This is a genomic window from Ramlibacter paludis (genome assembly GCF_022012305.1).
GTDB classification, from domain to species: domain Bacteria; phylum Pseudomonadota; class Gammaproteobacteria; order Burkholderiales; family Burkholderiaceae_C; genus Ramlibacter; species Ramlibacter paludis.
On the sequence record NZ_JAKLTM010000001.1, the window covers coordinates 543,679 to 557,305 of the forward strand.

Here is a 13,627-nt window from a genome sequence, read left to right on the forward strand (position 1 = left end):
CCATGAAGCGTTTCCACGTCCACGTCCACGTCGACGACCTGCAGAAGAACATCGCCTTCTATTCCGCCATGTTCGGCGCGCAGCCCACGCGCGTCGAGTCCGATTACGCCAAGTGGATGCTCGAGGACCCGCGCATCAACTTCGCGATCAGCAGCCGTGGGCGCAAGGCGGGCGTGGGCCACCTGGGGATGCAGGTGGACAGCGAGGAGGAACTGGCCGCGCTGAAGGCGCAAGCCCGTGAAGCGGACATGGCGCTGCTGGACCAGGGCGAAACCTCCTGCTGCTACGCCCGCAGCGACAAGTACTGGGTGACCGATCCCCAGGGCGTGGCTTGGGAGCAGTTCCACACCTTGTCGAACATCCCTTTGTTCGGAGGCGAGCCGGCCGGCGCGAAGGCCTGCTGTGGCTGAATGGAACGTCCTGTTCCTCTGCACGCACAACTCGGCGCGCAGCATCCTGGCCGAAGCGTCGCTCAACGCCCTGGGCCAGGGCCGCTTCCGCGCGTTCTCCGCCGGCAGCAGCCCGCGCGAGAACCAGCAGCCGAATCCGCTGGCGCTCGCGGTGCTGGACGAGGCGGGCTATGCCACGGCCGGCCTTTCGAGCAAGAGCTGGGACGTGTTTGCCGCGGCCGGTGCACCGGCCATGGACCTCGTGATCACCGTGTGCGACAGCGCGGCCGGCGAAACCTGTCCGGTCTGGCCGGGCCATCCGGCGACCGCGCACTGGAGCTACGCCGACCCGTCGGAGGTGCAGGGCTCGGAGCGGGAGCGCAAGGATGCTTTCCGGCGGACCTTGCAGGCCATCCGTCAGCGGATCGAACTGTTCGTGCAGTTGCCGCCAGAGCAGTTGCAGAAGCCGCGCCTGCAACAGGCGGCCCGCGCGCTGGCGGGCCGGTGAGCGGCGCGCGCCTGCGCCGCGGCCTGCTGGCGGAATTCCTCGGCACGCTGCTGCTGCTCACAGCCGTCATCGGCTCGGGAATCATGGCGGAGCGGCTGGCCGGCGGCAATGCCGCGGTGGCCTTGCTGGCCAATACCTTGGCGACCGTGTTCGCGCTGTTCGTGCTGATCGAAGTGCTGGGGCCCGTGAGCGGCGCGCATTTCAATCCCGTGGTGACTTTGGCCTTCGGCCGCAAGGCGGGACTGGCGTCGTCGTCGCAAGCGGCCTATGTCGCCGTTCAGCTGCTGGGCGCGCTGGCGGGGGCGGCCCTGGCCAATGCCATGTTCGAGTTGCCGCTGCTCGGCTTCGCGGCCAAGGCGCGCGGTGGCTACGGCCAGTGGATCGCCGAAGCGGTGGCGACGGCGGGCCTGGTGCTGGTGATCGCGCGGGCCGGCGCAACGCGGGCGCCGGCGCTGGTGGCGGCCTACATCGGCGCGGCCTACTGGTTCACTTCGTCCACCTCGTTCGCCAATCCGGCTGCGGCCTTCGGTCGGATGTTCAGCGATTCGTTCGCGGGCATCGCGCCGGCTTCGGTGCTGGGGTTCCTGGCGGCGCAGGCGGTCGGCGGGGTGATCGGATTGCTGCTGGCCCGGGCCCTGGGACAAGGGGAGCAGCCTACGCCGGATTGACCGCGGCGCGGCGGATGATCTCCGCGAAGTGCTTCAACACCGGCGAGCGCGCCGCGCCCTTGGGCCACAGCAGGCCAGGCGTGCGGATCGGCGTCGGGTCTTCCAGCGGAATCACGCGCAGGTCCGCCGTCTGCGAAACGGCGGTCTCCGTGATGATCCCCGCCAGGTCGGTCTGCCGGATCAGCTCGATCATCGGCGCCACCGAATTGATCTGCGCGGCGACGACGGGTTTCGCGCCCGCCTGCTCGAAGCAGTCGTCCAGCAGCTTGCGGGTGAGGAACTGGCCGGGCAGCAGCACCATGCGCACGCCATGCAGTTCCACCATGCGCACGCGGCGGCGGCGCGCCAGCGGATGCGACTTGCCGACCACCAGGCGCAGCTCCTCGTTGTAGAGAGGCTCGAACCAGAGGTCGCTGCCTTCGCCGGGCGGATAGGCCACTGCGATGTCCAGGTGGCCGGAGCGCAGGCGCTTGAGGATCTGGCCGGCGGCGAGTTCCTCCACGCTGACCTGGATGCCCGGGTAGGCATTCAGCAGCGTGGCCACGCATTGCGGAACCATGCGCGTGTTGAAGCTCGAGGTGGTGCCCAGGCGGATGCTGCCGGTGATGGCCTCGGCCGGCGCGCGCAGCGCCTGCAGTCCGAGGTCGATCTTCTCCAGTGCCGGCGTCATGTGGCTGCGCAGGATCTCGCCGGCCTCCGTCATGCGCACGTGCTTGGCGCTGCGGTCGAACAAGGGCGTGCCCAGTTCGTCTTCCAGCTGCTTGATCTGGTGCGACAGCGTCGACTGCGTGACGTGCAGGCGCTCCGCCGCACGGGTGAAGTTGAGCGTCTCGGCGACGGCGTCGAAGTAGCGCAGGTGGCGCAGTTCCATGTGCGGGTTCGCCCGGATTGCGATCGATGGCATCGATCATAACCGTCGAAATTCATCACTTTCATGCTGGGCCGCTCCGACCTAGACTCCGCCGCAACCGCAGGAGGTAAGCATGGCGCAACTGGAAGCCGCAGATTTCGCGCAGGCCGTGATCGACCGCATGGGCGAGTGCAAGGACGCCCGTTTCAAGCAGGTGATGAGCGCACTGGTTCGCCACGCGCATGCCTTCGCCCGCGAAGTGGACCTGACCCCCGACGAGTGGATGGACGCCATCCAGTTCCTCACCGCCACCGGGAAGAAGTGCGACGAGAAGCGGCAGGAGTTCATCCTGCTGTCGGACACGCTGGGCATGTCGATGCTGGTCGTGGCGCTGGAGCAGGCGCGCGGCGCCAAGGCCCTGGCCGACCAGCCCGGCGAGCGTCCGACCGAAGCCACCGTGCAAGGCCCGTTCTTCTGGCCGGGCGCGCCGAAGAAGGAGCTGGGCGCCGACATCGGCGAAGGCCTGGGCGAGCCCACCCTGTACCACGGCCGCGTGACCGACACCTTCGGCAAGCCTTTGGCAAACTGCGAGCTCGATGTCTGGTCGGGCGACGAGGGCGGCCTCTACGACATGCAGAAGGGCGACAGCATGAGCCTGCGCGCCCAGTTCCGTACCGACGCCGAAGGCAACTACCGCTTCTGGTCGATCAAGCCGACCTTCTACCCCGTGCCCGGCGACGGGCCGGTGGGCGGCATGCTGGCGCGCATGGGCCGCCACCTCAACCGCCCCGGCCACATGCACATGATGCTGAACGCGCCGGGCCACGAGCGGCTGGTGACACACATCTTCGTCAAGGACAGCCCTTACCTCGACTCCGACGCCGTCTTCGGCGTGCGCAACAGCCTGATCGTCGACTTTCCCAAGCATCCGCCGGGCAAGGCGCCCGACGGGCGCACGATGGACAAGCCGTTCTACACGGCGAAGTACGACTTCCGGCTGGTGCCGTCCGGGAGGACCGCGTGAAGATCGGCAAGGCCACGGTGCCGCGCTCGGCGATCTGCACCTCCAACGAAGACACCATCGTCGTGCGCGGGCACGACCTGGCGCGCGAGCTGATCGGCAAGGTCAACTTCGGCGACTACTTCTTCCTGCTGCTCACCGGCCGCAAGCCCGATGCGGCGGCCAGCACGGTCCTCAACGCCACGCTGGTGGCGATCGCGGAACACGGCCTCGTGCCCAGCGTGCAGGCCGCGCGCATGACCCTCGCGGCCGCGCCCGATGCGATGCAAGGCGCGGTGGCGGCCGGCCTGCTCGGCTCCGGCTCGGTGATCCTCGGCGCATCGGAAACCGCGGGCCGCCTGTTCGTCGAGATCGACGAGCGCGCGCAAGCCAGCGGCGGCGACCTGCGCGCGGCCGCGCACGCGGTCGTGGCGGAAAAGCGCGAGAAGCGCATTCCCATCGCCGGCTACGGCCATCCCGAACACAAGCGCCGCGATCCTCGCGTCGATGCGCTGTTCGAAGTTTCGGCGCGCGCCGGTGGCGGCCAGCATTTCGTCGAGATCGCCAAGGTGGTCGAGGACGTGATTCCCGCCATCCTGGGGCGCGACCTCAAGCTCAACGTGTCGGCGGCGATCCCCGCGGTGCTGCTGGGCGTCGGCTTCCCGGTCAACGCGCTGCGCGGCGTGCCGATGCTGGCGCGCACCGCCAGCCTGATCGCGCACCTCAACGAGGAGCTGGCCGATCCGATCGGCTTCGCGCTCTCCTACCAGGCCACGCGCGAATTCCAGTACACGGGCGAGATGCCGGGAGCGGCAGAGTGATCAAGGTCCTGGACGGCGTGCGCGTGCTGGAGCACGGCACCTTCATCACCGGCCCCGCCGCCTCCATGCTGCTGGCGGACCTGGGCGCCGACGTGGTCAAGGTGGAACTGCCCGGCACCGGCGACCCTTTCCGCGCCTTCAAGGGCGGGCTCTACTCACCGCACTACCAGACGGTGAACCGCAACAAGCGCAGCATCACGCTCAACACCAAGCAGCCGGCGGACCTGGCGCAGTTCGACGCGCTGGTGAAGGATGCCGACGTCTACATCCAGAATTTCCGCCCCGGCTTCGCCGAGCAGATCAACACCGGCTTCGAGCGGCTGCGCGGGATCAACGAAAAGCTGATCTACTGCGCCATCAGCGGCTTCGGCGCGACCGGCCCGGCGGCGCACCGCCCGACCTACGACAGCGTCGCGCAGGCGGCCAGCGGCTACCTGCGGCTGCTGGTGAACCCGGCCAATCCGCGCGTGGTTGGTCCGGCCATCGCCGATTTCGTCACCGGCTTCTACGCGGCCTACGGCATCCTCGGCGCCCTCTACGAGCGCGAGCGCACCGGCACGGCGCGCAAGGTCGAACTGTCGATGTTCGAGGCCATGACGCACTTCAACCTCGACGCCTTCCAGCACCTGTTCTCGGCCGACGAAGTCATGGGCCCGTTCAGCCGGCCGAGCGTGTCGCAGTCGTACGTGCTCGAGTGCGGCGACGGCAAGTGGATCGCGCTGCACATGTCCTCGCCCGAGAAGTTCTGGCAGGGCCTGGCCACGGCCATGGAGCGCCCGGACATCTTCCAGGACCCGCGCTTCGCCAGCCGCCAGGCCCGCATCGAGAACCAGGAAGACCTGATCTCGGTGATGCGGCCGGTGTTCGCGCGCCACGATCGCGCCGAATGGTGCCGCCGCCTCGACGCCAACGACGTGCCGCATTCCCCCATGTACACGACCGCCGAAGTACCGGAAGATGAACAGGCCAGGCACCTGCAGCTGTTCGTCGAGACCGAGCATCCCACGGTGGGCACTTTCCGCACGGTGCGCTCGCCGGTCTCCTTCGACGGCCAGCGGCCGCTGGAAGTGACGGCGCCGCCGGTGCTGGGCGAACACAACGAGGAGCTGCGCGCCGGCTGGCGGCCGCGCGGCCAGGTACAGAAGGAGACGAGGAAGTGACATTACGCCGTTCCGTCCTGGCCACCCTGGCCGCTTTCGCGCTGGCGGCACCCGCCTTCGCGCAGGACTTCCCGACCCGCCCGGTCAAGCTGGTCGTGCCTTTCGGCCCCGGCACCACCACCGACATCATTTCGCGCGTGTTTGCCGAGGCGCTGGCCAAGCCGCTCGGACAGCCGGTGGTGGTGGAGAACAAGTCCGGCGCCGGCGGCAACATCGGCGCCGACCTGGTCGCCAAGGCGCAGCCGGACGGCTACACGATCGTGATGGGCACGGTGGGCACGCATGCGATCAACCCGGGTCTGTATCGCAAGATGCCGTACGACGCGCTGAAGGACTTCGCGCCCATCGGCTTCGCGGGCTACACGCCGACACTGCTGGTGGTGGCTGCCAATTCGCCGCTCAAGTCGCTGAAGGACCTGCAGGCGCAGGCGCAGGCGGCCAAGGGCGGCGTGAGCTTCGCCTCCGCGGGCAACGGCACCTCGGGCCACCTGGCCGGCGAACTGCTCAAGGCGCGCCTGGGTGGCGAGATGGTGCACGTGCCTTACAAGGAAGGCGGCCTGGCGATGTCCGACGTGATGGCGGGCCAGGTGCAGTTCATGTTCTACCACCCGGCCGCCGTGGTGCCGCAGATCAAGGCCGGCAAGCTGCGCGCGCTGGGCGTGTCGAGCGCGAAGCGCAGCGCCGCCGCGCCGGACGTGCCCACCGTCAGCGAACAAGGCTTCGGCGAGTTCGACCTGGTCGCGTGGTTCATGCTGTACGCGCCGGCCGCGACGCCGGCGCCGGTGCTGGCGAAGCTGCGCGATGCGGTGAACCAGGCCGTCGCCAACCCCGAGGTCAAGGCCAAGCTGGCCGCGCAGGGCCTGGAAGTGCCGGCGCTCAAACCGGACGAACTGGCCGCCTTCGGCCGGGTCGAGATCGCGAAGTGGTCCGAGCTGGTCAAGCGCTCGGGCGCGCAGGTGGATTGATTCCTTCCGCTGAAAAAACATCAGGAGACCAGGCCATGACGATTTCCCGCCGCCGCATCCTTTCCGCCACCGGCGCTGCCGCCGGTGCGCTGCTTGCCGGCCCCGTGCTGGCCCAGCCGGGCGCGCCCGTGCGCATCGGCAGCACGCTTGCCCTCACCGGCCCGCTGTCGGCCACCGCGCTCACCCACAAGCTGGTGGGCGAGATCTACGTGGAGCAGTTGAACAAGCGCGGGGGCCTGCTGGGACGCAAGGTGGAGTGGATCGTCAAGGACGACCAGTCCAAGCCCGAACTTGCGCGCACGCTGTACGAGCAGCTGATCACCTCCGACAAGGTCGACCTGCTGATGGGACCGTACGCCACCGGCGCCATCCTGTCGGCGATGGGCGTGGCCCAGCGCTACAACAAGGTGCTGGTGCACCACACCTTCGGCATTCCCTCGCTGGCCAAGTACGACATGCAGTTTCCGGCCTGGTCGCTCGGCCCCGATCCGCAGAACACGGTGTCGAACTCGCTGTTCGACCTGATGGCCACGGCCAAGCAGCCGCCCAAGACCATCGCCATCGTCACCAGCAAGTTCCCGTCGATCCACTTCATGTCGCTGGGCGGGCGCGAAGTGGCCAAGAAGCGCGGCTACAAGGAAGTGCTGTTCCTCGAATGGGACTTCGGCAACCGCGACTTCGGCCCGATCGCCGCGCGCGTGAAGGATGCCAAGCCCGACCTGCTGTGGATCGGCGACATCGGCCTGGAAGGCAACATGCTGCTGGAGGCGATGAAGAAGATCGACTACGTGCCGCCGCTGCACTTCCACCTGTATCCCGCGCCGGGCCCGATGACCAAGTCGCCCGAAGGCGCCAACGCGCTGGCCGTGACGATCTTCGAGGAGCACACGCCGTTCACCAATTCGGGCGTGGCCGCCGACTTCGTCAGCACCTTCAACCAGCGCGCGGCGGCGGCCGGCCTGCCCGATACGCACGTCGAGGTGCAGGCCGCGGCTTCGTACTCCGCCTGGCAGATCCTCGAGGCCGGCGTGGTCGGCGCGAAAAGCCTCGACGACAAGCAGATCGCCGCCTTCCTGCGCAAGAACAAGGTCGACACCATCCAGGGGCGGCTGCGCTTCGACGGGCCGGGCAACTACGGCGACGACCTGATGAAGATCAAGCAGGTGCAGGGCGGCGCCTGGAAGGTGATCTGGCCCGAGTCGTGGGCGGCGCCGGGCGCGCGACTGCAGGTCCGCTGAGCCGATGTCGCTTCCCAGCTTCAACCTGCTGGCGCAGTCCATCCTGTCCGGCGTCTTCATCGGCGCCCTCTACGGACTCATCGGCCTGGGGCTGGGACTCACCTGGGGCCTGCTGCGGCAGATCAACCTGTCGCACTTCGGCCTCGTGTTCCTCGGCGGCTACCTGAGCTACCAGATGGCGCACAGCTGGCACATGGACCCGCTGCTGGCGCTGCTGCTGGTGCCGCCGCTGTTCTTCTTCATCGGGGTGGCAATGCAGTGGGTGCTGTCGCGCTTTGCCATCTCGCCCTTCAACTCTCTGCTGGTCACATTCGGCATCACGGTGGTCATCGAAAGCGGCATCCAGGGCGTGTGGACGGCCGACTATCGCAAGCTCGAGTCGCCCTACAACGCGATGAAGTTCATGGTGGGCAGCCTGTACGTGCCGGTGCCGGAACTGCTGACGCTGGTGCTGGCGCTCGCCGTGTCCTTCGGCATCTGGGCCGCGATGCGCTACACCGACCTGGGCAAGGCGATGCGAGCGATGGCGGAGGACGGGCCGATCGCCGCGGCGTTCGGCGTGAATTCGCGTTCGCTCGCGCTGCTGCTGGCCGGCGCGTGCGCCGCGCTGGCGGGCGTGGCGGGCGTGTGCCTCGCGCTGACCTTCACGCTGGCGCCGTCGCAGATCTTCGCGTGGGTGGGCGTCGTGTTCGCGGCGGTGATGCTCGGCGGCCTCGGCAGCGCCCTCGGACCCCTGGTCGCGGGCGTGATCATCGGCGTGAGCGAGGCGGTGACCATGGCAGTGGCTTCGCCCTCCTGGGCGCCGATCGTGTCCTTCTCGCTGCTGATCGTGATGCTGTTGCTGCGGCCGGCGAAGGTCGGCGCATGAACCGCAACGTCATCGGCATCCTCCTCGGCGGGGCGGCGCTGGCCTGCGTGCCCTGGCTGGGGCTGCCGTCCTTCTACGAGTCCTTCCTTTACCTGGTGTGCCACTGGGCGGTGCTCGCGCTGTCGTGGAACATCCTCTCGGGCTACTCGGGCTACTTCTCCTTCGGCCACGGCGCATGGTTCGGCATCGGCATGTATGCGACCGCCGTGCTGGCGGGACGTTTCAACTGGCCTTTCCTGGCGACCCTGCCGGCGGCGGCCGCGGTGCCCGCGCTGCTGGGGCTGGGCTTGGGCTTCGTGGTGTTCCGCGTGAAGGCGGTGCGCGGCGAACTGTTCGCGCTGCTCACGCTGGCCGTCACCTTCGTGGTGGCGACCATCATCCTCAACACGCCCATCGACGGTGGGCCCGGGATCTACCTGAACACGGTGGCCGTGCCGGCGCTCGGTCCGACTCCTTCCGCGTCGCTGTACCTGCTGATCCTGCTGGCCGCCATCGCCACCTTGCTGGTGGCGTGGTGGGTGCGCGTGAGCAAGCTGGGCACGGGCCTGTTCGCGATCCACGACGACGAGGACGTGGCCGAGGTGATGGGCGTGCCGACCTTCCGCTACAAGCTGCTCGCCTTTGCCCTCTCCTGCGGCCTGGCCGGCGTGGCGGGCGGCATCCACGCGCTGTTCGTCTCGTACGTGACGGCCGGCGAGACCTTCAACATCACCGTGCCGCTCACGGTCGTGCTCATGAGCGTGCTGGGCGGCACGCGCTTCTGGGGCGGGCCCGCCGTGGGCGCCGCGGCGATCACCGGCCTGCTGTATCTCTTCACCGCCGGCGACCACGCCGTGGCGGGCAAGGCCGCGGTCGGCGTGATCCTGGTGCTGGTGATCCTGTTCATGCCGAACGGCATCCTGGGCTTCGTGCATCGCAAGAAGCAGCCGGCGAACGTCATCCCGGCCCCGAGCCGGGATCCATCTCCGGCATCCGCCGCCCCCGCCGCACCCGCCGTCGTCACCGGCAAGCCCTTGCTCGAAGTGCGCGGCCTGTCCAAATCCTTCAAGGGCGTCCAGGCGCTCGACAAGGTCAGCCTCCAGGTGCGCCAGGGCGAGATCCTCGGCCTGCTCGGTCCCAACGGCTCCGGCAAGTCCACCTTCATCAACGTCGTCAGCGGCCACTATCCGTTGTCCGGCGGCGAGATCGTCTTCGACGGCCGCGTGCTCACCGGCCAACCCGCGCACCGCATGGCGCAGGCCGGCATCGCCCGCACCTACCAGATCCCGCGGCCCTTCAAGCACATGACGGTGCTGGAGAACGTGGCCATGGTGGCGATGTTCGGCTGCGCCGCGCTCGACCGGCAGCAGGCGCAGCGCGAAGCCTGGAAGTGGCTGGAGTTCACCGGCCTGCAGGCCCGCGCGCATGCGCTGCCCGACGACCTGAACCTGCACCAGCGCAAGTTCCTCGAGCTGGCGCGCGCGCTGGCCGCGCGGCCGCGCCTGGTGCTGCTGGACGAAGTGCTCTCGGGCCTGACGCCGGGCGAGATCAACGAAGCCATAGCCCTGATCCGCCGCATCCGCGACCAGGGTTCCACCATCGTGTTCGTCGAGCACGTGATGCGCGCCGTGATGGCGCTCACCGACCGCATCGTGGTGCTGAACCACGGCAAGCTGATCGCCCAGGGCGAGGCCACCGCGGTGATGCAGGACAGCGAAGTGATGAGCGCCTACCTGGGACGACCCGCCCATGCTTGAAGTCGACGACCTGAAGGTGAACTACGGCGCCGCGCCGGCCTTGTGGGGCGTGTCGCTGCGCGTGGAACCGGGTGAACTGGTCTGCGTGGTGGGGCCCAACGGCGCCGGCAAGAGCACGCTGATCAACGTGATCGCCGGCCTGCACAGGGCGCGCGCGGGGCAGCTGCGCTTCAACGGGCAGGACATCACGCAGCTGGCCAGCCACCGTTTCTGCACGCACGGCATCGCCATCGTGCCCGAGGGCCGGCGCCTCTTCACCGGCATGAGCGTGCGCGACAACCTGGAGCTGGGAAGCTACTTGCCTGGTCCCCGGGCGCAGCGCGCGGAGTCGCTCGCGCGCGTGCTCGCGCTGTTCCCGGCCCTGGAGCAGAAGCTGGCGCAGCCGGCGGGATCGCTTTCCGGCGGCCAGCAGCAGATGGTGGCGATCGGCCGCGCGATGATGAGCCGGCCGCAGTTGCTGCTGCTGGACGAGCCTTCGCTGGGCCTGGCGCCGCTGATCGTGCAGTCGATGTTCCAGGCCATCCGCCAGATCAATGCGGAAGGCACCTCGGTGCTGCTGGTGGAACAGAACGTGGCGATGGCGATGGAGCTTGCGCAACGCGCCTATGTCATGGAGGAAGGCCGCATCGTCGCCGAAGGTCCCGCCGGCGAACTCATGGAACGGCCGGAGATCCAGAAGGCCTACCTGGGCGTGTAAGTCGCTGCATCGGCGCCGCGCCAGGCCACGACCTGGTCGGGGCGGATCAGCACCAGCGGCGCTTCGTACAACGCGCGCAGGGCGGGGTCCTCGTGGCGCACGACGGCGAGGTCCAGGCCGAGTCGCGTGAACGGTGCCACGTCGGGCGCATCGCCGCCCAGTACCAGCAGCGTCCACTCCGGCCCGAAGGTGTCGTACAGCGAGCGGCCGTCGGCCAGCCATGCGTGGGGAGGGCGGCCGCCGGGACAGGCCGTGGGCACGTAGACGTTCGCTTCGTCCGGCGGCGGCGTGGTGCCGTCCGGCACGATGGCCGGCGAGCCGTCGTAGCGCCCGCCGAAGGTGACGCCGGGAATGTTGAACTCCATGCGGACATGCGCGGACAGATGGCGCGCCGCCTCCGCGCGCGCGGCCTCGCCCGCGGGACCCTCGGCTTCGAGTTCCGGCCTGGCGCTGAACAGGCCCACCGAGTCCGCGAAGCGGCGCGCATACGCCGTGTTGCGCAGCGCCAGCGGACGCCGCTCGATCTCGTAGCTTTCCAGCAGGCTGGGCGCGCTCACGCCGCGCAGCACCTGCGCCAGCTTCCAGCCCAGGTTCACCGCATCCTCGACCGCCGTGTTGTAGCCCAGGCCGCCCGTGGGCGTGAACAGGTGGGCGGCATCGCCGCCGATGAACACCCGGCCCTTCCCGAAAGCCTGGGCGACCAGCGAGTGCCCGGCGGTCCAGGTGCCCAGCGACAGGATCTCGATGGGAAGATCGCGCCCCACCGCCTCGGCAAACACGCGCCGTGCATCGTCGGGCGTCCAGCGGTCCGCGTCCTCGCCGGGATGCACCGCGGCGTGGAAGGCAAACTCGCTGCGTCCATCCACTGACGCCATGAAGGCGCGCCGCTCGGCATTGACGCTCACGTACATCCACGCGCGTGCATGGGGAAACACGTCGTAGAACCCGGGGGCCCGGATGTACGCGGCGAACATCTGGCCGCCCATGAAATCGCGCTTGATGCCGGAGTGGCCGGCCCACGCGATGCCCAGCGCGTTGCGCACCATGCTGCGCGCGCCGTCCGCGCCCACCAGGTACTTGGCGCGCACCGGCACCGGCGCGCCGGCCCCCACCGGCTGCACGAGGGCTTCGACGTGCGTCGCGCGGTCCTCGAACGACAGCAGTTGCCAGCCATAGCGGATGTCGTTGGCGGGCAGGGCCTGCGCGTGCCGGCGCAGCACCGCCTCGACGAACTTCTGCGAGACGCGGTGCGGCAGCTCCGCCGCGCTCCACGAGCCCGCCAGGGTCTTCACGTTGCGCACGGCTTCGGCCGCAGTGGGAAGGGTCAGGCGGGCCAGCTCCCACGCGGTGAAGCGCGTGAAGTAGGCGATGTCGGTCGGGTGATCGGGGGGCAGCCCGAGCGCGCGCACCTCGTCCGCGAATCCGAGCCGGCGGAAGTGCTCCATGGTCCGCGCCTGCGTGGCGTTGGCCTGCGGATTGAAGGCGGTCGAAGGCTTCGCGTCGACGACCAGCGTGCGCACGCCGCGCCGCCCCAGCTCGTTGGCGAGCATGAGGCCGAAAGGCCCGCCGCCTGCGACCAGCACCTCGGTGTCCAGCACTTGCATGCCGCCGAGGTTACCAAGCCCGGGTCAGGTCGCGCCTTGTCCCATCAGGCGCAGGCGCCGCTGCGCCAGCGGCGCGAAGCGCCCCGCGGGAAAGGTCTTCAGGAATTCGAGGAAGTCCGCGGCGTCCTCCGACTCCTTGATGTCCTTCCAGTACTCGAGCTCGAGCTCCAGCGCGATCGTGCTTTCGACGCGCGCTTGCGGCTCCGCTGCCGGCACCTTCACCGGCGACAGCGCGGCCAGCGCGTGGCCGAATTCGGCGGCCGAAGCGAAGCGGGCCGCCTTGTCCTTGGCGAGCGCGCGGGCGAGGATCGCGTCCAGCGCCCCCGGCAAGGCCGGATCCAGCTGCGAAGGCGCGGGCGGCTGCAGCGTCACGATGCGCTGGATGGTCGCGAAGGGGTTGTCGCCCTCGAACGGGCAGGCGCCGGTGAGCAGCTCGTACAGGACGACGCCGGCGCTGAACAGGTCGGAGCGGAACTCCAGCGGCTGTCCTTGCACCTGCTCGGGCGACATGTAGCGCGTGCCCACGGCCAGCACCCCCAGCTTGGCGCCGGTGGTTGCTTCGGATTGCTGGATGCAGGCCATGCCCAGGCCGGCCAACTTGATGCGGCCGTCGGCCAGCAGCAGGTGCGCTGGCCGCACGCTGCGATGCACGATGCCGCAGGCGTGGGCATGCCCCAGCGCATCGAGCAGGTCCTTGACCAGGGCGACGGCCGCCGGCCAGGCCATGCGTTCGCCGCGCTCCAGGCGCGCCTTGAGCGTTTCGCCGTCGACGTGCTGCACGACCAGGTAGGCCAGGTCGTCGGTGCGGCCGAAATCGGCGATGCCGACGATGCCCGGGTGCGACACGCGCGAGGTGGCGGCGGCTTCGTCCTGGAAGCGCTCCGTGAATTCGTGGGCCGCTTGCGGCGACAGGTCGTGCAGGTCCACGCAGTGCAGGACCACCTTGCGCTGCAGCACGGCGTCGCGGCCCTCGTAGACGGGGCCCCATGGTGCGTTCTCCAGCGCGCGGACGATCTCGTAGCGTCCCAGGCTCTTGCGGTCCATAGCCCCCTCCGACTCGTTTGCGGCCATTCTGGGGCGGGGTGCCGCCCGGCGGCGCCGGGCTCCTCCAGGCGGCAGCTGG

General features: G+C 69.3%; 14 protein-coding genes. 11 read left to right on the top strand and 3 right to left on the bottom strand.

Annotation, left to right across the window (positions count from 1 at the left end; translation table 11 throughout):
* The first annotated feature begins 2 nt into the window (after positions 1-2).
* From LZ009_RS02815 to LZ009_RS02825, 3 genes are read left to right on the top strand one after another with little or no spacing between them, the layout of a single operon-like run.
* Positions 3-410, top strand: a complete 408-nt coding sequence (locus LZ009_RS02815; protein ID WP_275696353.1) for an ArsI/CadI family heavy metal resistance metalloenzyme — start codon at positions 3-5, stop codon at positions 408-410.
* Positions 403-897 carry an arsenate reductase ArsC gene (locus LZ009_RS02820; RefSeq protein ID WP_275696354.1) on the top strand — a complete coding sequence of 165 codons (495 nt, stop codon included), beginning with the start codon at positions 403-405 and terminating at the stop codon, positions 895-897. The genes LZ009_RS02815 and LZ009_RS02820 overlap by 8 nt, the downstream gene beginning before the upstream one ends.
* Positions 894-1,565 (top strand): aquaporin, encoded by a 672-nt coding sequence (locus LZ009_RS02825; RefSeq protein WP_275696355.1) that lies wholly within the window; start codon positions 894-896, stop codon positions 1,563-1,565. The genes LZ009_RS02820 and LZ009_RS02825 overlap by 4 nt, the downstream gene beginning before the upstream one ends.
* On the opposite strand, the gene LZ009_RS02830 is transcribed toward LZ009_RS02825, so the two are convergent.
* Positions 1,552-2,469, bottom strand: coding sequence for a LysR substrate-binding domain-containing protein (locus LZ009_RS02830; protein ID WP_346730719.1), 918 nt, complete (start codon positions 2,467-2,469; stop codon positions 1,552-1,554). The two genes, LZ009_RS02825 and LZ009_RS02830, sit on opposite strands and share 14 nt — an antisense overlap.
* Positions 2,470-2,548: 79 nt before the next feature.
* Between LZ009_RS02830 and LZ009_RS02835 the strand changes: the two genes are divergently transcribed.
* From LZ009_RS02835 to LZ009_RS02870, 8 genes are read left to right on the top strand one after another with little or no spacing between them, the layout of a single operon-like run.
* A complete protein-coding gene (locus tag LZ009_RS02835; RefSeq protein ID WP_275696356.1) occupies positions 2,549-3,439 on the top strand; it encodes a dioxygenase family protein in 891 nt (296 codons plus the stop codon).
* The gene (locus LZ009_RS02840; RefSeq protein ID WP_275696357.1) at positions 3,436-4,236 is read left to right on the top strand and encodes a citryl-CoA lyase; all 801 of its coding nucleotides are present in this window, start codon (positions 3,436-3,438) and stop codon (positions 4,234-4,236) included. Before LZ009_RS02835 ends, LZ009_RS02840 begins: the two co-directional genes overlap by 4 nt.
* Complete coding sequence (locus LZ009_RS02845) at positions 4,233-5,396, top strand: CaiB/BaiF CoA transferase family protein (RefSeq protein ID WP_275696358.1); 1,164 nt, start codon at positions 4,233-4,235, stop codon at positions 5,394-5,396. Before LZ009_RS02840 ends, LZ009_RS02845 begins: the two co-directional genes overlap by 4 nt.
* The gene (locus LZ009_RS02850; RefSeq protein ID WP_275696359.1) at positions 5,393-6,361 is read left to right on the top strand and encodes a Bug family tripartite tricarboxylate transporter substrate binding protein; all 969 of its coding nucleotides are present in this window, start codon (positions 5,393-5,395) and stop codon (positions 6,359-6,361) included. Before LZ009_RS02845 ends, LZ009_RS02850 begins: the two co-directional genes overlap by 4 nt.
* Before the next feature lie 35 nt (positions 6,362-6,396).
* Complete coding sequence (locus LZ009_RS02855; protein WP_275696360.1) at positions 6,397-7,599, top strand: amino acid ABC transporter substrate-binding protein; 1,203 nt, start codon at positions 6,397-6,399, stop codon at positions 7,597-7,599.
* Between the two features lie 4 nt (positions 7,600-7,603).
* Positions 7,604-8,467: a branched-chain amino acid ABC transporter permease gene (locus LZ009_RS02860; RefSeq protein ID WP_275696361.1), complete on the top strand. Its 864-nt coding sequence runs from the start codon at positions 7,604-7,606 to the stop codon at positions 8,465-8,467.
* On the top strand, positions 8,464-10,203 hold the full coding sequence (locus LZ009_RS02865) for a branched-chain amino acid ABC transporter ATP-binding protein/permease (protein ID WP_275696362.1): 1,740 nt from the start codon (positions 8,464-8,466) through the stop codon (positions 10,201-10,203). Before LZ009_RS02860 ends, LZ009_RS02865 begins: the two co-directional genes overlap by 4 nt.
* Positions 10,196-10,900: an ABC transporter ATP-binding protein gene (locus LZ009_RS02870; RefSeq protein ID WP_275696363.1), complete on the top strand. Its 705-nt coding sequence runs from the start codon at positions 10,196-10,198 to the stop codon at positions 10,898-10,900. Before LZ009_RS02865 ends, LZ009_RS02870 begins: the two co-directional genes overlap by 8 nt.
* On the opposite strand, the gene LZ009_RS02875 is transcribed toward LZ009_RS02870, so the two are convergent.
* Entirely contained in the window at positions 10,885-12,504 is a 1,620-nt protein-coding gene (locus LZ009_RS02875) for an FAD-dependent oxidoreductase (protein ID WP_275696364.1), read from the bottom strand. The genes LZ009_RS02870 and LZ009_RS02875 overlap by 16 nt on opposite strands.
* Positions 12,505-12,528: 24 nt before the next feature.
* Positions 12,529-13,548 carry a serine/threonine-protein kinase gene (locus tag LZ009_RS02880; RefSeq protein WP_275696365.1) on the bottom strand — a complete coding sequence of 340 codons (1,020 nt, stop codon included), beginning with the start codon at positions 13,546-13,548 and terminating at the stop codon, positions 12,529-12,531.
* Positions 13,549-13,627 lie beyond the last annotated feature (79 nt).